Below are 20,097 nucleotides of genomic sequence, written 5' to 3'. Positions count from 1 at the left end.
AATCAATAAGATACATGCTGCTGATTTTTATGATGAATTGCCATAAACCATAGTCATTCTAAGGTTTTTGGAAATGATAAACGCAGCCAAATATTTACCCTGTAGCGTTATGCGGGTATCTTACGCCGCTGCTTAAAGGAGAATGCTATGTCTGCCCAGAAACCGGGGTTACACCCGCGCAACCGTCATCACAGTCGCTACGATCTTGCCACGCTTTGTCAGGTCAATCCTGAACTGAAGCAATTCCTCACGCTTACTCCTGCCGGGGAACAAAGCGTAGACTTCGCCAATCCACTGGCGGTGAAGGCGCTCAACAAGGCATTGCTGGCGCATTTTTACGCCGTGGCGAACTGGGATATTCCGGACGGTTTCCTCTGCCCGCCAGTGCCGGGCCGGGCGGATTATATTCATCACCTGGCTGATTTACTGGCAGAAGCAACAGGAACGATTCCAGCCAATGCCAGCATTCTGGATATCGGCGTTGGTGCGAACTGTATTTATCCGCTGATTGGCGTACATGAATATGGCTGGCGTTTTACTGGCAGTGAAACCAGCAGCCAGGCGTTAAGCAGCGCGCAGGCGATCATCAGTGCTAATCCAGGTCTTAACCGTGCGATCCGTCTGCGTCGGCAGAAAGAGAGCGGGGCAATTTTTAACGGTATCATCCACAAAAACGAGCAATACGACGCCACCTTGTGTAACCCGCCGTTCCACGATTCCGCCGCTGCGGCACGGGCTGGTAGTGAGCGTAAACGCCGTAACCTGGGGCTGAACAAAGACGATGCACTGAACTTTGGTGGTCAGCAACAGGAGCTGTGGTGTGAAGGCGGTGAAGTGGCCTTTATCAAAAAGATGATTGAAGAGAGTAAAGGCTTCGCGAAGCAGGTGATGTGGTTTACCTCACTGGTTTCTCGTGGCGAAAACTTACCGCCACTTTATCGCGCACTGACGGATGTTGGTGCGGTGAAGGTGGTCAAAAAAGAGATGGCCCAGGGGCAAAAGCAGAGTCGTTTCATAGCCTGGACCTTTATGAACGACGAGCAGCGCCGTCGTTTTGTCAATCGCCAGCGTTAAAGCGTTGGCTCCCCCGGCGGCAACGGTTCTACGGGGGCCGCGCCCGGAGCTGGCAGCACCTGATAAGTCTGTACCGGAGCACGAACGCCAGCCAGGTCGAAATGCTTTTTCACCTGGCTGTCGAGGGCAAAGCGGACCGTCCACTGTTTGAGTGGCAGCGTGGTGAATGACACGCGCAGCGTAAACGCGGTATTGCTTAAGCCGACAATTCCGGCAAAGTTCGGCTCACCGATAATCAGCCCACGAATTTCTTCGTTTTCCATCAATTCCGCTACCGCATCTTTCAGTGCCTGATTGGCTTTATCAGCATCTTCATGGCGATCAACATCGTAATTTGCCACCACCGAACCAATACCGCGGACAAAGTTGGCAAAGGTGGTAATCGAAGACCACGGAATGATGTGATACGCCCCGGTATCCTGGCGCACGCCAACGGAGCGAATTGACATCCGTTCCACCGTACCCGTCAACGGCCCGATGGTAACTAAATCTCCGGTATTCATGCCGTTTTCAAACTGAATAAATACCCCGGTGATGATATCTTTCACCAGCGTTTGCGAACCGAAAGAGATAGCCAGACCTAATGCCCCGGCACCTGCCAGCAGCGGCGCAATATTGACGCCGATTTCCGACAACACAATCATGATGGTGATGGTACTGATGATCACCGCCAGCGCGTTGCGAAACAGCGTCAGCAGGGTACGCGTGCGGGCGCTGGGCAGCGGACGGCCATGAATATCTGAAGCCAGCCGGTTTTCGATCAAACTGGCGAGCACTGTCCAACCAACCGCCGAGAAGAAAAGAATGAGCGCGATGCGGATCAGGATATCCACGGTTTTCTGCCCCGCACCGTTTTGCAGCCAGTTCCAGAAATCGAATAATCCCCATGCGCTCAACAACAACATAACTGCCACGCAGACCGTCAGAATACGCGCCGTTTTCAGCGTCGCCGACAGCCAGCCGTTCAGCCGTTTTTGCAGTTCCGGATAGCTACGCTGAGTATGTGGCGAGAGAGTGATGGTCTTCGCCAGCCAGCGGGAAAACATGCCGGAAACAAACGCCGCGATAGCAATAATCGCCAGGCTGCGTACCGTCGCGCCCATCATAAATTTCAGGCTGTTTCCCGGATCGAACAACGAAAAGAAAAACAGCACGATAAAATAGGCGCTTGCCAGCCAGTGCCACACCAGCGCAAAGGCGCGGATAAACAGGCTGAAAAAGGCCAGCGAGTGTTCCGCAAAGTTGAGCAAATGTTGGGTGATCTCTTTTTTATTGTGAAAGATCAGGTACAGCGCCCAGACAGTCATACACAGCATGATTACCACGTTTGCCAGCGCGCCTGTCTGTACATTCACCTGATTAGAGATAATCGGCACTGCCACGATCAGGCCATAACCTATCAGACTGCTTAACCAGCTCAGGCGGCGACTCCAGTAACGGGCGCTCTCATCCTGGATGTTAAACGGGCGCAGCTCCGCCACGTTCGGGCAGAAAATCAGGCGTAAAACCGCTTTGAAAAATTCAATCAGGGCGAAAGCATTAAGGAACAAACTTTGTTGAAAGGCGATGGTGCGACTGCCCGCATTCAGGTTATCGCTTAAAACCTGACCGACAAATAACGTCAAAGCCAATAACAGCAGGTCGATAATAAACGCCCCGATAATCATCGCCGGGAGCTGCAACCAGTTACTGCGCTCGCGATTTTTTTGCCGCGCCCACTGGCCCATTTTGCGATACAGCGGCAGTGCGAACAGGCGAATCAGCCAGTAAAAACAAAACACTAACACCGCTAACATTGAAAAATGGGTCAGCGCATTGCTGAAGGTTTGTGGATTAAACGGTTTATGCGGGGAGCCGGTGATATTGCGATAAAGTTGCCCGAAGCGGGCGGAAAGGGCTTCACCATAATGACGGCTGACTTCGGTGACCTTTTGCAGCACGGTTTGCTCTTCAACCAGCGTCGGCGGCACGATCTTCGGTACCGGTTCCGCAGGGGGCGTAGCGGCGACGGTACGCAACTGGTCGATCAACTCTTTGCGAGATGTGTCGTTATCCAGCACATCCGCCAGTGCGCCATAGGCCGCTTTTTTTTGTTCGATATCCGGTTCCGGGGCCGGTTCTGAGGCTGAATCCGATGAGGCTGTGGTTGTAACGCCGGGTATGGATACCGCGTGGGCAGGTGCGCCCAGCAGGCAGAAGAGGATGAACAGGATCCACCGCATGACTCCTCCAGTGAGAAAACAGAGCAAAAAGATAAGTATAGATGCTGGGGGAGGGGCGATTTTAAATGAGAGGAATCTGGTGTGCCTCCCTTTCGGGTGAAAGGGAGGAAGGGACATTTAGCAGGTTGTTGACAACGTGCGGGCTTTTTTGCCGGATGGGCGTGAACGCCTTATCTGTCCTACAAGTTCATGCAATTTCAATAAGTTGCTATATATCCTGTAGGCCTGATAAGCGTAGCGCATCAGGCAATGTGTCTTATTAAGAGACGTGCTGTAAAAATTCCTGTAAACGCTGGCTCGGTGGGTTCTTGATCAACACCTGTGGATCGCCATCTTCTGCAATCCGGCCTTTGTCGATAAAGATCAGGCGCGAAGCCACTTTCTCGGCAAAACCGATTTCGTGGGTCACGATCACCATCGTCATCCCTTCTTCAGCCAGATCCTGCATAACCTTCAGCACTTCATGGCGCAGTTCCGGATCAAGAGCTGATGTCGGTTCATCGAACAGCATCATTTTCGGTTTTACCGCCAGCGCACGGGCAATCGCCACACGCTGTTGCTGACCACCAGAAAGCTCGGAAGGGTAGTGGTGGGCGCGTTCCGCCAGACCGACTTTCGCCAGCAGTTCACGAGCCAGTTTTTCCGCGTCTTTTTTGTTCGCACCACGTACACGCAGCGGACCAAACATCACGTTTTCCAGCGCCGTCAGATGTGGGAAAAGGTAAAACTGCTGAAACACCATGCCCGCTTCCTGACGAATCAAACGCTCGTCAACTTTCGGGTCGTTAACTTTCAGACCATCGACAATCAGATCGCCGGAGGTTATCTCTTCCAGTTTGTTGATGCAGCGCAGCAGAGTCGATTTACCGGAACCGGAAGGCCCGATAATCACCACCACTTCACCCTGGGCAATGTTCAAATCGATATTGTGCAGCACCTGGGTAGGACCAAAATGCTTGGAGACGTTTTTAAATTCAATCACAGGATTTTCATCCTTCTTTCCAGACGACGCAGAATAAAACTCAGCACCAGGGTAATAATCAAATAGAACACCGCAACGGCGCTCCAGATCTCAAGGGCGCGGAAGTTACCGGCAATAATTTCTTGCCCCTGACGGGTCAGTTCCGCCACGCCGATAACAATAAACAATGAGGTATCTTTAATGCTGATGATCCACTGGTTACCCAGCGGTGGCAGCATGCGGCGCAGTGCCAGCGGTAAAATCACGTAGCGAATGGTTTCCCAACGTGAAAGGCCGAGCGCCAGTCCTGCTTCACGAAAACCTTTGTGGATTGACAGCACCGCACCACGCGTGATTTCCGCAATGTACGCGCCGGAGTTGATCATGATGGTGACCACCGCCGCAGTAAACGGGTCGATGCGTAAGTCGTTAAACGCCATCGGCAGGGCGAAGTAGATAAACATCACCTGGACGACGATAGGTGTGCCGCGGATCACTTCAATAAAGACCAGCGCGACGTGGTTGGCTATCCAACCACCGAAGGTGCGTGCAAAACCTGCCGCCAGGCCGATTACAAGGCCGCCAGCCAGACCGAGGACAGAAATCCACAGGGTCATTTTGGCGCCTTCAATCAGAAGCGGAATGGCAGGCCAGATGGCACTCCAGTCAAACTGCATATGTTGTTCCTGTTACCGTGGTGTAAATACCCTGAGCCAGAAGACTGGCTGGGCGAAACGCAGGCCCGGTATGCAAAAGGCCACCGGGCCATAAATTAAAGGCAGTAATTATTTCGGTTCAGTACCGAACCATTTTTTGTAGATTTCGTTGTAAGTTCCGTTTTCGCGCAGGGTTTTCAACGCGCCATTGACTTTGTCACGCAGCTCGTCGCTACCTTTCGGGAAAGCAATACCGTATTGCTGTGCTTCCAGAGAGTCACCCACCGCTTTGAACTGGCCATTACCGGCGGTTTTGATGAAGTACAGAATGTTTGGTGTATCGTGCAGGACGGCGTCTGCGCGGTTAGTACCCAGTTCCATATAAGCGTTATCGATGTTCGGGAACTGTCGCAGATCTTTGGTTTTGATGTTCGTCTTCGCGTAATCAACGGAGCCCGTGCCGCTCTTCACAGCAACCACTTTTCCGTCGAGATCTTTCACGCTTTTCACATCGTTATTGTTCGCTTTCACCATCACTAACAGGCCGCTTTTGTAGTAGCCGTCAGAGAAATCGATCGCTTTTTTACGCTCGTCGGTAATAGTGATACCCGCCAGCGCCAGATCGATGTTTTTGGTTTGCAATGCCGGGATGATGCCGCTGAAATCCATCGGTTTCAGTTCGTAATCCAGCTTCAGTTCTTTGGCGATTGCCGCCCACAGATCGACATCAAAGCCCACGTATTTGTCGCCCTGTTTAAATTCAAACGGAACGAAAGCGGTATCTGTCGCGACAACTAATTTTTTATCTGCGGCATGGGAAGAAACCGCAAAAGCCAGGGTCAGTGCTGCCAGTGAAACTTTTAATACAGACTTCATAGCATTTCCTTTTTTCTATCCACGGGACGATCCCCTGCGTAACACTTACCTATATGAAAAAATCGTGCCAGTTTTGCAACTCATTGATTTTTCGAAAAGCGATGAAAACTCATTGCACGATTTATGAGGCAACACCGTTGGATTGCACCATTCTGGGGCGCCAAAGTGGTGCGCTAAAATAGTGCAGTCAACACAGTGATTATTTAGCGTAAATCCTGATGAAAAAACAATCTTTATGTAACGATTGTGTGATGTTGTTGATACAAAAAAATTACTTTATCGGAAGGGAAGGGCGACGGGATGCACTAAAAAAGTGCGTAGAAGCAGGCAGCAAAACAAAACGGCCTCCTGTCAGGAAGCCGCTTTCTAAATCTATTAGCGATGGATTAAGACCGATGACAAACGCAAAACTGCCTGATGCACTACGCTTATCAGGCCTACATAGTTCATGCAATATATTGAATTTGCTTGTTTTTGTAGGCCGGATAAGGCGTTCACGCCGTATCCGGCATGAACAAGCGCACTTTATCAACCATCTGAATTCATCAGCGATGGAGTTATTCGATATTAGACTCGATAAACCACAAGAATTTATCCAGGTCGCGGGAAGCGGCGGTCAGGATATCTGCGGTGTCGTCATCTTTCGCTTCGCCAATCGCTTTGCGCACGTCGTTGGCAACAATCGCGTAACGATCAGCCAGTTCTTTCAGGTGATCCTGTACGCTGTGGATATCCAGCGGGTAGCTTTTCAGCGGGGTTTTGCTGTTAATAACTTGAGTGGTACCAAGGGCAACGCCGCCTAGCTGCACCGCGCGCTCTGCCATGGTATCCAGATGATCGGTCAGTGCGGTACGGAAACCATCCAGCATCTCATGCACGGCAATGAAGTTAGCGCCGCGCATGTTCCAGTGCGCTTGTTTGGTAATCAAAGAGAGATCAATAAACTGGATAACCTGGCGATTCAGCAACTCAACTGTCGCTTTCTTCTCGCTGTCAGAGACATCGTTGCGGGTATAAAGCAGATTGGTCGCTTTTGCTTTGACTAATTTAGCGGTACTCATAATTTCATATCCTCTTGATGTTGTGTCCCAGTAATTAACGAGACTAAGTATAGCACCGCCCTGGTGTTCCGCTATTCTGGCTGTCCCTATCACACTAATAGTGGTAACAAGCGTAAAAAATAAAAACCATATAAATTCACATAGTTATGTATATTGCCAGCAACGATTCTTATTTTCTTTTTTACGCGAACTATTCACAGAGAATAGGTTTTTGGAGAACAAGATATATAAAAAAGGACGGGAGGAGGATTCGTGTAATATTCTGCATGGTTATGCATAACCATGCAGAAAGGCAGGTTTAATTAATATCTAATTCTTTAATTTTAGTCTCTTTGCGCGCTGTCAGCGTTGAGCCCATTGAGGCACAAATAATCGCGCCGAGGGCCAGCAGTTGTATTGGCGCCAATGTCTCACCGAGGAAAATCATTCCGGAAATGGCAGCCAGCGCAGGTTCCATACTCATTAGCGTACCAAATGTCCGTGTCGGCAAACGGGTGAGCGCAATCATCTCAAGGGAATAGGGCAGAGCGGTAGAGAGGATAGCGACAGCCAGACCCAATGGAACAACCGACCAGTGCCAGAGTGCCTCTCCGGCCTGGAATGCGCCAATCGGCACGAAAATAAGCGCCGCAATCAGCGAGCCGATTGCCACCGTCGCCGGGCCGTGTTCCGCCCCGGCGCGTTGCCCACTTAATATATAGATAGCCCAACAAGCACCGGCACCGAGCGCCAACGCACAGCCAGCCAGGTCGACATGTGAAACATCCTGCCCCAGCGGCAGCAGGAACCACAGGCCGAGAACCACCAGTACAACCCAAACAAAGTCTACGGGGCGACGAGAAGAGAACAGCGCCACTGCCAGTGGCCCGGTGAACTCCAGCGCCACCGCAATCCCAAGCGGCACGGTCTGAATAGAAAGATAAAAAAGATAGTTCATTCCACCCAGTGAGACGCCGTAAAACAACAGCGGCAAGCGCTGTTCTTTGGCAAACCGCAATCGCCACGGTTTAAAGAATGCGATAAGAATCAGCGTTCCCAGTGCCAGACGCAGTGCAGTCACGCCCGGCGCGCCAACCAATGGAAAAAGCGATTTTGCTAATGAAGCCCCACCCTGAATAGACGCCATGGCAACGAGCAATATGACTATCGGTAACCAGACCGGCATTTTACGTAATGTCCCTGGCATCCGTTCCCCCCATAAATGTGTATAGTCAGATAAAGCGAGGAGTGTACTGGATATAACCAAAACTGGTTGAGCATTTGTTGAAAAAATTTTCCCCCGTTTTGACTAAAATGCGCCAGGATTGATTGATTCATCAGCTTGGTGATTAGGAATAATCTGGATGAATGGCAGTGAAAATATGCGTAATACTTAAGCAGCTCACTGAAAAAATGATTTAAATTTAGATGGATAGCGGCATGTGGAAACGTTCTGTTACATGAAATAGCCCGTTAGACATCACAAATCGCGAAGAGTTTCCCATTAATTTTTGATATATTTAAAGCTTAGGACTTATTTGAATCACATTTGAGGTGGTTATGAAAAAAATTGCATGTCTTTCAGCACTGGCCGCAGTTCTGGCTTTCACCGCAGGTACTTCCGTAGCTGCAACTTCTACCGTAACTGGCGGTTACGCTCAGAGTGACGCTCAGGGCAAAATGAACAAAATGGGCGGTTTCAACCTGAAATACCGCTATGAAGAAGACAACAGCCCGCTGGGTGTGATCGGTTCTTTCACTTACACTGAAAAAAGTCGTACTAACAGTGCAGGCGATTACAACAAAACCCAGTACTACGGCATCACCGCTGGTCCGGCATACCGCATCAACGACTGGGCGAGCATCTACGGTGTTGTAGGTGTGGGCTACGGTAAATTCCAGGACACCAACTACCCGACCTATAAACACGACACCAGCGACTACGGTTTCTCCTACGGCGCAGGTCTGCAGTTCAACCCAATCGAAAACGTTGCGCTGGACTTCTCTTACGAGCAGAGCCGTATTCGTAGCGTTGACGTAGGCACCTGGATTGCCGGTGTTGGTTACCGCTTCTAATCACTTCGGTGATATAAAAAATCCGCCTCTCGGGGCGGATTTTTTATCTTAAGATTTCGGGTCGAAAATATCGGTTCCCAGATGGTTGTAATCCACCTTCTGTAACTGGAAGTTGGTGATGTATATCGGCCCGGCTTTCTTCTCGGAAATAAACGGGTAGTTGATGTTGATTTCCTGCGCTTTAATTCCCGTCCACTGAGAGAAAAAACCTAAGAAATCATTGGCTGAACGGCGGGCTTTAATCACCCGGTGCGCTTTATCGTCGCTGGAAATGACCATAAAAGGCACCTGAAAATTCTGCTGATATTTATCATCGTGGGCCAGGTATTGCACTTCTTTTCCGCGTTCTTTAAAGGCTAAACCGTGGTCTGAAAAATAAACCATGGAGAAACTGCTGCCGCTGTTGCGTAACTGGTCGTACAGTTTGCGCAGTAAATCGTCCGTTTGCGTCATGGTATAGAGATAGCACGATGTTTCTTTCGATTGTACAAAGGTTTCGTATTTGCCTTGTGTCCGGTCGCAGGCCTGAGGATGTGAGCCCATCAGATGCAAAACAATCAGTTGCGGCTGCGAATGTTCTTCCGCCAATACCTGAGCGGTCATTGCCAGTAGTTCTTCGTCTTTGGCATTCTTATCTGCTTCAAAATTACCATTTTTCAGGAAGTACACTTCATCTGCACGTTTAGCGATGCTGGCGATAGCCGTATCGTATTCACCTATTTGCCCTTGATTAGAAAACCACCAGGTCTGGAATCCTGCCCGGTTGGCCAGGGTCACAAAGTTATCCTGAAACTGTGGCTTGCCATCGACCACGCGGTTAAGCGTTAATCCGAGAGATTTCTGCGTGGAGCCACTGGCAGCAATGTAATCAGCAAAAATCAGGCCGTTAACGCTGCTGGCAAACGGGGTATTGTTCCAGTGACCGCCAAAGGCACCGAGGGCATCGCGACGTGCGCTTTCGCCAATGACCACCACATAAGTGTGATATTTTGGTTTAACTGCAGTGACTGTCCAGGTATCTTTCATCCCGGAAAGCTTTGCCATCCGTTCTTGCTCTTCAATCACCTCGTTATTATTGACGATGACATCCTTAGCAAAACGAAATACCGGATAACCGGTGTCTTTGAGTTTAAATACGCCGCCCCAGGCGAGATTTTGAACCGGAGCGACAAAAAATGTCGCCACACTGAATACCAGGCACAGGCTGTCGAATTTATTCCAGCGTGCTTTTTCATTCTCTTTTTTCCGCCTGATCGCAATCACGCCGAGTGCAAAAATAAATAAGCCGACCAGATAGCTATACCACGGGAAGATCGTAAGAATTTCGGTCGACTCTTCCATATTGGTGGAATGCAGCGCCAGCAAGGTATTGAAGTTAGGCGCACCGTACGCCTGAGCAAAAGGAAAATAACAGGCCGCCACCAGCGAACAGACGCCTATTAAGGTTTTTTGCACGCGCGGCAACATCCGCCATAGCAAAAGCAAAATGGCAGTAAAAGCGGCGGTATAGAGAAAACTAAAGGGATAACCTAAACCAAGGTTAATCAATAGCGACTGTAAAAAGTAGAACGCAGTCCACGGGCTAAAAGCCTGGCTACGGGAAACAAGCGATTCTTTAAGGGTTAAGTTCATATGCCACTATCGTAACAAACGCCATGTGCTTACCCTGGCGTCAAGGGTCAATACCTGCAAGAGTGCGTGAAGAGGGGGAAGGGTCCGCATCTGCGAGCCGCAATATACGCAGGGCTGCAAGAAGATAGAGCGAGCCGCCGTTCAGGTCAACTACTGAGGAACAAATCTTTTGCGAAGAGAATAGCAATACCGATAAAAAGTGGGGGAATTCAATCCTGAACAATTTATGCCTGCAATAAAGCAGGAGTGAAGCGGCGTACCGCGACGCCGCTATTTATTGGAGGGTTTATCCTGCTGCGGTTTGTTGTTGACCATATCGCACAACATCGAGAGCAGCATTAACCGTACTTTAAAGGGAGAGTGACTAAACACGCGCATACACCTCTTGAACTCATTCATAAGACCTCCTGACTTGCTAATCCCGTCGGTCCTTGAGGGATGATTGCATTACATACAGATATAGCACAGGCTATATTATATAGCTATTGCTAAAACGTTAATTTTTTGTGCCTTCGCAACTCTGGTTTACAATGTGTGCACGAAATGAGAACGCTATCCATGCGTCACCATAATGAGGAAGCACAATGAGTCGTCGCGCAGGTACGCCAACAGCAAAAAAAGTGACGCAGTTAGTGAACGTGGAAGAGCACGTTGAAGGATTCCGCCAGGTCAGAGAGGCACATCGTCGTGAACTTATCGACGATTACGTTGAGCTGATTTCTGACCTGATGAGGGAGGTTGGAGAAGCGCGTCAGGTTGATATGGCCGCCCGTCTGGGTGTCTCTCAACCTACGGTGGCTAAAATGCTTAAGCGACTGGCGACAATGGGATTGATTGAAATGATCCCCTGGCGTGGCGTGTTTTTAACGGTGGAAGGGGAGAAACTGGCACAGGAAAGCCGCGAGCGGCACCATATAGTTGAAAACTTCTTGCTGGTATTGGGGGTTAGCCCGGAAATCGCCCGTCGCGACGCGGAAGGCATGGAGCACCATGTCAGTGAGGAGACGCTGGACGCCTTTCGTTTGTTTACCCAGAAACACGGTGCCAAATGAGTCTGCCTTTTTTACACACGCTGCAAGGCGATCGCTTTTTTCAGTTATTAATTCTCGTTGGCATCGGATTAAGTTTTTTCGTTCCTTTCACACCTAAGTCCTGGCCTGGTGCTATTGACTGGCACACCATCATCACCTTAAGTGGCCTGATGCTGCTGACCAAAGGCGTCGAGTTAAGCGGTTATTTTGATGTGCTTGGGCGCAAAATGGTGCGCCGTTTTGCTACTGAGCGCCGGCTGGCGATGTTTATGGTGCTGGCAGCGGCGCTGCTTTCTACGTTTCTGACCAACGATGTCGCGCTGTTTATTGTTGTTCCGCTGACCATCACGCTAAAAAGACTGTGTGAGATACCGGTTAATCGGCTGATTATTTTCGAGGCGCTGGCGGTGAATGCCGGATCGTTGCTGACGCCGATTGGCAATCCGCAAAATATCCTAATCTGGGGATGCTCTGGTCTTTCGTTTGTCGGTTTTATTGCCCAAATGGCTCCGCTGGCTGGTGCGATGATGCTGACACTACTGCTGCTGTGTTGGTGTTGCTTCCCTGGAAAGGCGCTGCAATATCATACGGGTACGCAAATGCCGGAGTGGAAACCACGACTGGTGTGGAGTTGTCTGGGGTTGTATATCGTCTTTCTTATGGCACTTGAGCTAAAACAAGAGCTGTGGGGACTGGTGATTGTGGCGGCGGGGTTTACGCTGCTGGCGCGTCGCGTGATACTGAGTGTGGACTGGACGCTGCTGCTGGTGTTTATGGCGATGTTTATTGACGTCCATTTACTGACCCAGCTTCCGGCATTACAGGGCGTGTTGAGCAACGTGAGTCATTTATCTGAACCTGGATTATGGCTGACGGCGATTGGTTTATCGCAGGTAATCAGTAACGTGCCGAGCACGATTTTGCTGCTGAACTATGTGCCGCCGTCATTGTTGCTGGCATGGGCGGTAAACGTAGGTGGCTTTGGTTTATTACCCGGATCGCTGGCAAATTTGATTGCGTTACGGATGGCGAACGATCGCCGTATCTGGTGGCGTTTCCATCTCTATTCAATACCGATGCTGCTGTGGGCGGCGCTGGTGGGATATGTTTTGTTGGTGATGATCCCGGCAGTGTAAGAGCCGGCAAATAAAAAAGGCGGATTATGAGTCCGCCTCTGATTGTTGGTAATACGCGCTTTGTTCATGCCGGATGCGGCGTTAACGCCTTATCCGGCCTACAAAATCAATATATCGCAGGTTCTTCGTAGGCCTGATAAGCGTAGCGCATCAGGCGGATTATTACTCCGCCTTTTGCTTTACGTTTTGACGATTAATTCAGACGAACCGGCATCCCGGAACGGTTTTTAATCGCTTCATCCAGAACAACCTGATCAACGTCTGGCTGGCCAGTTACTGTCTGCACGCTCTTCGTCAGAGTAATCGGTACAATTTCCTTACCTTCAAACTGGGCTTCGGTGGTAGACAGTGGGTTATGGACTTCAATGTAACGGCTGCCGTCTGGCTCAGTAGTCGCTTTTACCGGCTCATCAATAAACTGCACGCGAGTACCGACTGGCACTTTCTCGAACAGGAATTTAATGTCTTCGTTACGCAGACGTACACAGCCGTGGCTTACGCGCAAACCGATACCGAAGTTAGCGTTGGTGCCGTGGATAGCGTACAGGCGACCGATGTACAGTGCGTACAGCCCCATCGGGTTATCCGGGCCAGCCGGAACGACAGCCGGAAGCGGTTCGCCCGCTGCGCGGTACTCTGCGTGCATTTTGGCGGTCGGTGTCCAGGTCGGGCCTGCTTTCTTACGCTCTACTTTGGTGGTCCAGTTGATAGGTGTGTCTTTACCTAACTGACCAATGCCGATCGGCAGCACGATAACGGTGTTGGTCCCTTTCGGATAGTAATACAGACGCATCTCTGCGCTGTTAATCACAATGCCTTCATGAACAGTGTCCGGCAGGATCAGTTGCTGCGGAATGTTCAGTACGGTGCCGCCTTTCGGCAGGAAGGTATCTACTCCAGGGTTCGCTTCCATCATGTTGGAAAGCCCCATCTGGTACTCGGCCGCAAAATACTCCAGCGGCTGAGTGTTACCTTCAGGGATAGTGATCACCTGATTCTGACCAACCAGGCGACTCCCGTCGGTTGGCAGAGGATAAGTTACCGCAGAGGCGGTACTGCAAAAGCCGACAACAGCGAAGGCCGCTGCGAATAATGTTTTCAATTTCATATTCATGTTAAGCGAGATTTAGTGCCTGGCAGGCCATTAGGTTGAGAATCTTAGAGTATTGGAAGCGCATTATATGTTCATTCCAGCTAACAGTGAAATCAGATGTGTACGAAATCACATTTTTTGCCTTTGGGAAGAGTGTAGACCTTAAGCGGCAAGCGGGATCTTCTTTCAGACTTATGGCATAATACGCGGTTTGTCATATCTCTTTTCAGGATACGCCTGTGTTAGTTTCCAGTAACGTCACCATGCAGTTCGGCAGTAAGCCGTTGTTTGAAAACATTTCCGTCAAATTTGGCGGCGGCAACCGTTACGGCCTGATTGGCGCGAACGGTAGTGGTAAATCCACCTTTATGAAAATCCTCGGCGGCGACCTTGAGCCGACGCTGGGTAACGTTTCCCTCGATCCGAATGAGCGCATTGGTAAGCTGCGCCAGGATCAATTTGCCTTTGAAGAGTACACCGTGCTGGATACGGTGATCATGGGGCATAAAGAGTTGTGGGAAGTGAAGCAGGAGCGCGACCGCATCTATGCTTTGCCGGAAATGAGCGAAGAAGATGGCTATAAAGTGGCCGATCTGGAAGTGAAATACGGCGAAATGGACGGTTACTCTGCGGAAGCGCGCGCCGGTGAGTTGTTGCTCGGCGTGGGTATTCCAGTGGAACAACACTACGGTCCAATGAGCGAAGTGGCGCCAGGCTGGAAACTGCGTGTGTTGCTGGCGCAGGCGCTGTTTGCCGATCCGGACATCCTCCTTCTCGACGAACCGACCAACAACCTGGACATCGACACCATTCGTTGGCTGGAGCAGGTGCTGAACGAGCGTGACAGCACCATGATCATCATTTCGCACGACCGTCACTTCCTCAACATGGTTTGTACCCACATGGCGGATCTGGATTACGGCGAACTGCGCGTTTATCCGGGTAACTACGATGAGTACATGACGGCGGCGACCCAGGCGCGCGAACGTCTACTGGCTGATAACGCCAAGAAGAAAGCGCAGATTGCCGAGCTGCAATCCTTCGTTAGCCGCTTTAGCGCTAACGCCTCGAAATCTCGTCAGGCAACTTCGCGTGCGCGTCAGATTGATAAAATCAAACTGGAAGAGGTAAAAGCCTCCAGCCGTCAGAACCCGTTCATCCGTTTTGAGCAGGATAAGAAACTGTTCCGTAACGCGCTGGAAGTAGAAGGGCTGACCAAAGGGTTTGATAACGGTCCGCTGTTTAAAAATCTCAACCTGCTGCTGGAAGTGGGTGAAAAGCTGGCGGTGCTCGGTACCAACGGCGTCGGTAAATCTACGCTGCTGAAAACGCTGGTGGGCGATCTGCAACCGGATAGCGGCACCGTAAAATGGTCTGAGAACGCGCGCATTGGTTACTATGCGCAGGATCACGAATATGAGTTCGATAATGATCTGACCGTGTTCGAATGGATGAGCCAGTGGAAGCAGGAAGGCGATGACGAGCAGGCGGTGCGCAGCATTCTTGGCCGTTTGTTGTTCAGCCAGGACGACATCAAAAAACCTGCCAAAGTGCTTTCCGGTGGTGAAAAAGGCCGTATGCTGTTTGGTAAGTTAATGATGCAGAAACCGAATATTCTGATCATGGACGAACCGACCAACCACCTGGATATGGAATCTATCGAGTCGCTGAACATGGCGCTGGAACTGTATCAGGGTACGCTGATCTTTGTTTCTCACGACCGTGAGTTTGTAAGTTCACTGGCGACCCGCATTCTGGAAATCACTCCGGAACGCGTGATCGACTTTAGCGGTAATTACGAAGATTATCTGCGTAGCAGAGGGATCGAGTAATATTATGCTGGCTCTACAGAGATAATCTCTGTGGGGCCGCGCTACATTCAAGGTATATTATGTGGAAGAGACAGCTCACTTTCTGAATATCGACTGGATGATCGTTTACCTTCAAAGTTTATAAAATAAAGGGGTGTCTCATTTTTAAAATGTCAATAAATATCAATAATTGTGCCCACACTATTCTTTGTTTTAACCCAAACAGATTGATTAATATAAAATTTCAAATCCGGCACGGTGTGATATATCACTGGATCGATTTTAAATGTTTTCTCGCCATAGATTACTGAACACCATTTATCATCAATTCGTATACATTTAAATATCTTTCCTGCTGGTTTTAAGTTAATAAACTCCAGGAGATCATCAGGCGAGACTAAATGACTTCCATGTTCAGGATACCAGTTACATATACCATAATGCTCAATAACCTCCAGATTTTTAATCTCCATAATATGTATGTCCTGATTTTTATAAGCTAAACATCTTCGCTAGGGTAATTTTCAATGTTATTTATAATTTCATGGCATTCTCATTAACATTTCTTTTAATCTGGTTATAAGGGTTAAATCGTTATTGCAATCCAAAGGCGTTAAATAGCCCAGGGCCGGAACTTTATTCTCAATCCAGGCAAGATAATACCCCTCACCAATCTTTCCATAAATGACACTTGCCAATATTAAATCATTATTAAATTTCCTTGCTAATTCTTGTACTTTTTCAATGTCTTTATACTCTTTATATAAATTTGAGAAAATAATCCAATTATCATTTCCTGAGTAGTATATTTCCAAGTGATGCATTTTGATAACCCTTAAATAATGTTAGATCAAAACCTATTGTATCCCTTGCTAAAGGCGTAGAGATATTAGCATGCCCTGTATTGACTTCCCAGCCTCCGATCTGATGAGTAACATTATGCAAGTCGGTGAAACAACGTTTATGAAATTGCGTGATCCCCTTGATAATGAATATTACTTACAGAGACCTGGAACCACATTAGTGGTTGAGCTGATTGAAGAAGATGAGTGTAACGCTCATTGAGAAATCGGGGCAATTGCCCCGGCTCTCGTTAAAGAGTAAAAGGCGGTTTATTTTCCAGCACTGCCTGAATCACATTCAGCGCGCCTTCATGATTATTGTCATCCGTAGCGTAATGAGCGATTTGTTTAATACTTTCAGCAGCATTGCCCATCGCAAAAGAATAACGCGCCATTTTTAACATTTCGGCGTCGTTACCGCTGTCGCCAATCGCTACCACATTTTGCGGTGACAAATCCCAGCGTTTTATCAACCGTGAAATACCGTTCGCTTTATGCAGGCCGGGTATAATCAGGTCAATAAACCCAAAACCACTGGTCACCGGTTTCATAATTCCGTCGAGTGCAATGTGCAGTTTGTCTATCACTAATGGGATTTGTTCATCCGGCAGGTTGAGCGAAAATTTGAACAGCACATCGTCAATGTCCTGGTAATCCTTTACAGGTTTCAGGCGATGGTAGTGTTTTGCCATCAGGGCGACAAAAGCTTCTGGCGCATTCTCACTGACATAGGCACTTTGCAGACCACAGGCGACAAAATTTAGCTGTTTATCTTTCAGCAGCTCACCAATGACAATTTGCGATTCATGCCGGGTCAACTCGCCGTGAAACAGTTGTTTGCCATGTTCGTAAACCAGCGCGCCGTTTTCTGCGACAAATGAGATTTCATCCTTTAGCTCAGGAAAGAAGGAAATAAGCTGATAATACTGATTACCACTGGCGACAACGAACTCAATACCGCGTTTTTTAAATTCCTGATACTGCGCCATAAAACGCTCATGATTGTACGTTTTGGCGTCGTTTAGAAAAGTACCGTCCATGTCTGTGACGATAACTTTTACGCTCATAGAAGTGCTCCTGGCAATGAATGCAAACCGCCACAGTGTAATAACAATGTGACGCAGGACACAAATTTATTTCGAATGAAAGAGAGAGTGAAATTGATGATGTGAATGATTTGGCCCGGCGACGACGCCGCCGGGCTAAGGGGATTACAGCATATGTTCGGTACGGGCGATGATATCGTCCTGCGCTTCCGGCGACAGGGCGGTGAAGAAGGCGGAATAGCCCGCGACGCGTACCACCAGATCGCGGTATTGATCCGGATGTTTTTTCGCTTCCAGCAATGTTTCGCGGGAAACAATGTTGTACTGAATGTGCCAGCCTTTATGCACTTCAAAGAAGGTGCGCAGCAGGATCATCAGTTTCTGCTTATCAGATTCATTTTCCAGCGTCGCCGGATTCAGTTTCTGGTTGAGCAACACGCCGCCAAGAATCGCTGCCGTAGGCAGTTTCCCCACCGAGCCAATGACCGCCGTTGGGCCGAGATGGTCGGTACCGGAGGCTGGGCTTGCGCCTTCTGCCAGCGGAGTATGCGCTTTACGCCCGTCCGGCGTTGCCATCGTCTGCGCGCCAAACGGTACGTTAGCGGAAATAGATGACGTACCTGCGTAATAATTGCCGCCGATCGGGCCACGACCGTAGCGTGGGTTATGGTACTGTTTCAGTTCGTCGATATAGGTCTGATAAGCGCGAGCGAGCAGCGTATCGACGCTATCATCGTCATTGCCGTACTTCGGCGCGCCGTTAATCAAACGCTGACGCAATTGCTCGTGAGTCAGACCGTCGAAGTCTTCCGCCAGTGCGGTCGCCAGTTGTTGCTGACCAATCGCGCCCTGTTCGAATACCAGTTTCTTCACTGCCGCCAGGCTGTTGCCGAGATTAGCAATACCGACCTGTAAGCCAGATACCCAGTCATATTTTGCGCCACCTTGCTTAATACTCTTCGCCCGCTCAATACAGTCATCCACCAGCGCCGAGCAGAGAATATCGTGCACGTTCTCTTCCAGCATGGTATCGACGACATATTCGATTTCGATTGATTTGCGGGTGTAGTAACGGATTTGCGTATCCCACGCGTCCATTACTTCATTGAAGTTGTTGAAGTTACCCGCTGACAACGCTTTTTCTTGTGGCAGGAACACTTTGCCGCTGGTGGCATCACGACCGCCTTCCAGCGCCGCCAGCATTACGCGGGCGAAGTTGATAAAGCTCATGCCGGTGCAGCGATAGCCCCATTTACCGCCGACGGCGGTTTCGATACAGCCAATCGCTGCGTAGTCGTAAGCGTCCTGCGGTTCAATACCGAGTTTGATAAATTCTGGGATCACGATTTCATCGTTGTTGAACGCGGGCATCCCGAAGCCGCAGCGGATCACCTGCACGCAGGCGTCGAGGAAATCGTTGCTCATTCCCGCGTGGTAGCGCACGCTGAGGTTAGGCTGAGTCGAACGCAGGCGACCGCAGGATTCGAGGATCGCGTAAGAGAGTGGATTCACTGCGTCCATCGGCTGACCATCAACCAGATTTTGCCCACCAATGGTGACGTTCTGATACAGCGGGCTTCCCGCAGAGGCTTTTGAGTGCGAGCCGGAGCGGATCTTGTTCACTTCCAGCAGTTTCAGCCAGCAACTATGCAGCATTTCGATGGCGTGTTCACGATCCAGCGTCTGGTTGAGTTCAACGTCGCGGCGATAGTACGGATAGAGATACTGATCCATACGACCAAACGACACCGAGTGACCGTTAGATTCAATCTGCAAAATCAACTGGATGAAGTAGCACAGTTGCAGCGCCTGCCAGAAAGTCTGCGGCGGCTGGTGGGCGATAAGGTCGCAGTTTTCTGCTATCGCCAGCAGTTCATCGCGACGGCTTTCGCGGGTTTCGGTGGCGGCCATTTCACGCGCCAGAGCAGCGAAACGTTCAATGTGTTCACTGACGGCCACCAGTACGATATCTATAGCTTTCAGGAACTGCTCGCCATGCAAATCTTCCAGCACTGTCAGGTTGATACGCGAGCGACGCTCCGCCACTTTCTCGCGCAGACCATCAAGCCCTTTTTCCAGCAACAGCGGGAAATTGACTGCCAGGTGCGCGTCGCCGGAAGTCATATTGCCTTCCGCTTTAATGATTCCGGTCGCCAGTAGGCCTTTTTGCTCATCGGTAAACATGCCATAGCAGCGATCCTGCACGGTCTGACCGCGCCACCACGGGCATACTTCATGCAGAACACGTTTGTTCTCTTCGCTCACTGCAAAACCAGCGCCGGGACGATCCGCCAGATCATCAATCTCTTTTTCGATCCACGACACGGTATATTCCGGGAAGATCGGCGCGGCGCGAACTTCGCTTGCCTGGTTGCCGATGATCAACTCATCGTGTTTGATCCAGATGGTGCGGTTAGCCAGGTGGTGTGCCAGCGCCAGCGCGCGACGTACCGGGATTGGCTTATCGAGATGTTGTTGATACATCTCGGTATAGTGCTGCGCGCGTTCGGTACAGACCGGCGGTTTCACAATATGCACCAGCGCGTTTTTGTGCGCTTTAATGCGGTCGCTGAGGGTGTCCAGTTTCAGTGTTGTCATGAT

17 protein-coding genes and 3 pseudogenes are annotated in these 20,097 nt (G+C 49.8%); 7 read left to right on the top strand and 13 right to left on the bottom strand.

The annotated features are described in order from the left end of the window. Positions 1 to 147: 147 nt before the first annotated feature. Positions 148 to 1,074, top strand: coding sequence for a 23S rRNA (adenine(1618)-N(6))-methyltransferase RlmF (gene rlmF, locus H9644_RS17115; RefSeq protein ID WP_064530109.1), 927 nt, complete (start codon positions 148 to 150; stop codon positions 1,072 to 1,074). On the opposite strand, the gene ybiO is transcribed toward rlmF, so the two are convergent. The 6 genes from ybiO to rhtA all read right to left on the bottom strand — a co-directional run bounded on the left by ybiO (position 1,071) and on the right by rhtA (position 8,036). Continuing rightward, positions 1,071 to 3,296, bottom strand: coding sequence for a mechanosensitive channel protein (gene ybiO, locus H9644_RS17110; RefSeq protein ID WP_191775569.1), 2,226 nt, complete (start codon positions 3,294 to 3,296; stop codon positions 1,071 to 1,073). The two genes, rlmF and ybiO, sit on opposite strands and share 4 nt — an antisense overlap. 259 nt (positions 3,297 to 3,555) lie before the next feature. After that, complete coding sequence (glnQ, locus tag H9644_RS17105; RefSeq protein ID WP_064530111.1) at positions 3,556 to 4,278, bottom strand: glutamine ABC transporter ATP-binding protein GlnQ; 723 nt, start codon at positions 4,276 to 4,278, stop codon at positions 3,556 to 3,558. Next, positions 4,275 to 4,934 (bottom strand): glutamine ABC transporter permease GlnP, encoded by a 660-nt coding sequence (glnP, locus tag H9644_RS17100; RefSeq protein ID WP_061090926.1) that lies wholly within the window; start codon positions 4,932 to 4,934, stop codon positions 4,275 to 4,277. Before glnP ends, glnQ begins: the two co-directional genes overlap by 4 nt. A 108-nt stretch (positions 4,935 to 5,042) precedes the next feature. Continuing rightward, on the bottom strand, positions 5,043 to 5,789 hold the full coding sequence (gene glnH / locus H9644_RS17095) for a glutamine ABC transporter substrate-binding protein GlnH (protein ID WP_001516049.1): 747 nt from the start codon (positions 5,787 to 5,789) through the stop codon (positions 5,043 to 5,045). Positions 5,790 to 6,346: 557 nt separating this feature from the next. Further along, positions 6,347 to 6,850, bottom strand: a complete 504-nt coding sequence (gene dps / locus H9644_RS17090) for a DNA starvation/stationary phase protection protein Dps (protein WP_064530112.1) — start codon at positions 6,848 to 6,850, stop codon at positions 6,347 to 6,349. A gap of 298 nt (positions 6,851 to 7,148) precedes the next feature. Further along, positions 7,149 to 8,036, bottom strand: a complete 888-nt coding sequence (rhtA, locus tag H9644_RS17085; protein WP_064530113.1) for a threonine/homoserine exporter RhtA — start codon at positions 8,034 to 8,036, stop codon at positions 7,149 to 7,151. 253 nt (positions 8,037 to 8,289) lie between these two features. On the opposite strand from rhtA, the pseudogene H9644_RS17080 reads away from it, so the two are divergent. Further along, positions 8,290 to 8,337: pseudogene (locus H9644_RS17080) on the top strand (hypothetical protein). Positions 8,338 to 8,389: 52 nt separating this feature from the next. After that, on the top strand, positions 8,390 to 8,905 hold the full coding sequence (gene ompX / locus H9644_RS17075; RefSeq protein WP_105289445.1) for an outer membrane protein OmpX: 516 nt from the start codon (positions 8,390 to 8,392) through the stop codon (positions 8,903 to 8,905). 48 nt (positions 8,906 to 8,953) lie between these two features. On the opposite strand, the gene opgE is transcribed toward ompX, so the two are convergent. Both opgE and mntS read right to left on the bottom strand, forming a co-directional pair. Further along, positions 8,954 to 10,537: a phosphoethanolamine transferase gene (gene opgE / locus H9644_RS17070; protein ID WP_064530115.1), complete on the bottom strand. Its 1,584-nt coding sequence runs from the start codon at positions 10,535 to 10,537 to the stop codon at positions 8,954 to 8,956. Between the two features lie 270 nt (positions 10,538 to 10,807). Then, a complete protein-coding gene (gene mntS, locus H9644_RS17065; RefSeq protein ID WP_001001762.1) occupies positions 10,808 to 10,936 on the bottom strand; it encodes a manganase accumulation protein MntS in 129 nt (42 codons plus the stop codon). 185 nt (positions 10,937 to 11,121) lie between these two features. Between mntS and mntR the strand changes: the two genes are divergently transcribed. Continuing rightward, positions 11,122 to 11,589, top strand: coding sequence for a manganese-binding transcriptional regulator MntR (mntR, locus tag H9644_RS17060; RefSeq protein ID WP_064530116.1), 468 nt, complete (start codon positions 11,122 to 11,124; stop codon positions 11,587 to 11,589). Beyond that, complete coding sequence (locus H9644_RS17055; protein WP_064530117.1) at positions 11,586 to 12,704, top strand: anion transporter; 1,119 nt, start codon at positions 11,586 to 11,588, stop codon at positions 12,702 to 12,704. The genes mntR and H9644_RS17055 overlap by 4 nt, the downstream gene beginning before the upstream one ends. A gap of 193 nt (positions 12,705 to 12,897) precedes the next feature. On the opposite strand, the gene ldtB is transcribed toward H9644_RS17055, so the two are convergent. After that, positions 12,898 to 13,818, bottom strand: a complete 921-nt coding sequence (gene ldtB / locus H9644_RS17050) for a L,D-transpeptidase (protein ID WP_064530118.1) — start codon at positions 13,816 to 13,818, stop codon at positions 12,898 to 12,900. 218 nt (positions 13,819 to 14,036) lie between these two features. Between ldtB and H9644_RS17045 the strand changes: the two genes are divergently transcribed. After that, positions 14,037 to 15,629, top strand: a complete 1,593-nt coding sequence (locus H9644_RS17045) for an ABC-F family ATPase (RefSeq protein ID WP_064530119.1) — start codon at positions 14,037 to 14,039, stop codon at positions 15,627 to 15,629. Positions 15,630 to 15,676: 47 nt separating this feature from the next. Here H9644_RS17045 and H9644_RS17040 read toward each other — a convergent pair. After that, a pseudogene (locus H9644_RS17040) lies at positions 15,677 to 16,066 on the bottom strand (DUF6960 family protein). A gap of 84 nt (positions 16,067 to 16,150) precedes the next feature. After that, on the bottom strand, positions 16,151 to 16,432 hold the full coding sequence (locus H9644_RS17035; protein WP_064530120.1) for a hypothetical protein: 282 nt from the start codon (positions 16,430 to 16,432) through the stop codon (positions 16,151 to 16,153). Between the two features lie 115 nt (positions 16,433 to 16,547). Between H9644_RS17035 and H9644_RS21635 the strand changes: the two are divergent. Next, a pseudogene (locus H9644_RS21635) lies at positions 16,548 to 16,673 on the top strand (DUF4261 domain-containing protein); the annotation flags it as partial. Between the two features lie 28 nt (positions 16,674 to 16,701). Here H9644_RS21635 and ybiV read toward each other — a convergent pair. Beyond that, the gene (ybiV, locus tag H9644_RS17030; protein WP_064530121.1) at positions 16,702 to 17,517 is read right to left on the bottom strand and encodes a sugar-phosphatase YbiV; all 816 of its coding nucleotides are present in this window, start codon (positions 17,515 to 17,517) and stop codon (positions 16,702 to 16,704) included. A 144-nt stretch (positions 17,518 to 17,661) separates the two neighbouring features. Next, complete coding sequence (locus H9644_RS17025; RefSeq protein WP_191775545.1) at positions 17,662 to 20,094, bottom strand: glycyl radical protein; 2,433 nt, start codon at positions 20,092 to 20,094, stop codon at positions 17,662 to 17,664. Positions 20,095 to 20,097 lie beyond the last annotated feature (3 nt).

It is taken from the genome of Escherichia whittamii, assembly GCF_014836715.1.
GTDB classification, from domain to species: Bacteria; Pseudomonadota; Gammaproteobacteria; order Enterobacterales; family Enterobacteriaceae; genus Escherichia; species Escherichia whittamii.
This window is presented reverse-complemented; position numbering and strand designations above follow the sequence as displayed.

Excerpts from the sequence above, each read along its gene's own strand:
- H9644_RS17055 (WP_064530117.1), top strand. The coding sequence starts at position 11,586 with ATGAGTCTGCCTTTTTTACACACGCTGCAAGGCGATCGCTTTTTTCAG.
- glnP (WP_061090926.1), bottom strand. The coding sequence starts at position 4,934 with ATGCAGTTTGACTGGAGTGCCATCTGGCCTGCCATTCCGCTTCTGATT.
- ybiO (WP_191775569.1), bottom strand. The coding sequence starts at position 3,296 with ATGCGGTGGATCCTGTTCATCCTCTTCTGCCTGCTGGGCGCACCTGCC.
- rlmF (WP_064530109.1), top strand. The coding sequence starts at position 148 with ATGTCTGCCCAGAAACCGGGGTTACACCCGCGCAACCGTCATCACAGT.
- mntR (WP_064530116.1), top strand. The coding sequence starts at position 11,122 with ATGAGTCGTCGCGCAGGTACGCCAACAGCAAAAAAAGTGACGCAGTTA.
- ybiV (WP_064530121.1), bottom strand. The coding sequence starts at position 17,517 with ATGAGCGTAAAAGTTATCGTCACAGACATGGACGGTACTTTTCTAAAC.
- mntS (WP_001001762.1), bottom strand. The coding sequence starts at position 10,936 with ATGAATGAGTTCAAGAGGTGTATGCGCGTGTTTAGTCACTCTCCCTTT.
- rhtA (WP_064530113.1), bottom strand. The coding sequence starts at position 8,036 with ATGCCAGGGACATTACGTAAAATGCCGGTCTGGTTACCGATAGTCATA.
- H9644_RS17025 (WP_191775545.1), bottom strand. The coding sequence starts at position 20,094 with ATGACAACACTGAAACTGGACACCCTCAGCGACCGCATTAAAGCGCAC.
- glnH (WP_001516049.1), bottom strand. The coding sequence starts at position 5,789 with ATGAAGTCTGTATTAAAAGTTTCACTGGCAGCACTGACCCTGGCTTTT.
- H9644_RS17035 (WP_064530120.1), bottom strand. The coding sequence starts at position 16,432 with ATGCATCACTTGGAAATATACTACTCAGGAAATGATAATTGGATTATT.
- ldtB (WP_064530118.1), bottom strand. The coding sequence starts at position 13,818 with ATGAATATGAAATTGAAAACATTATTCGCAGCGGCCTTCGCTGTTGTC.
- opgE (WP_064530115.1), bottom strand. The coding sequence starts at position 10,537 with ATGAACTTAACCCTTAAAGAATCGCTTGTTTCCCGTAGCCAGGCTTTT.
- dps (WP_064530112.1), bottom strand. The coding sequence starts at position 6,850 with ATGAGTACCGCTAAATTAGTCAAAGCAAAAGCGACCAATCTGCTTTAT.
- ompX (WP_105289445.1), top strand. The coding sequence starts at position 8,390 with ATGAAAAAAATTGCATGTCTTTCAGCACTGGCCGCAGTTCTGGCTTTC.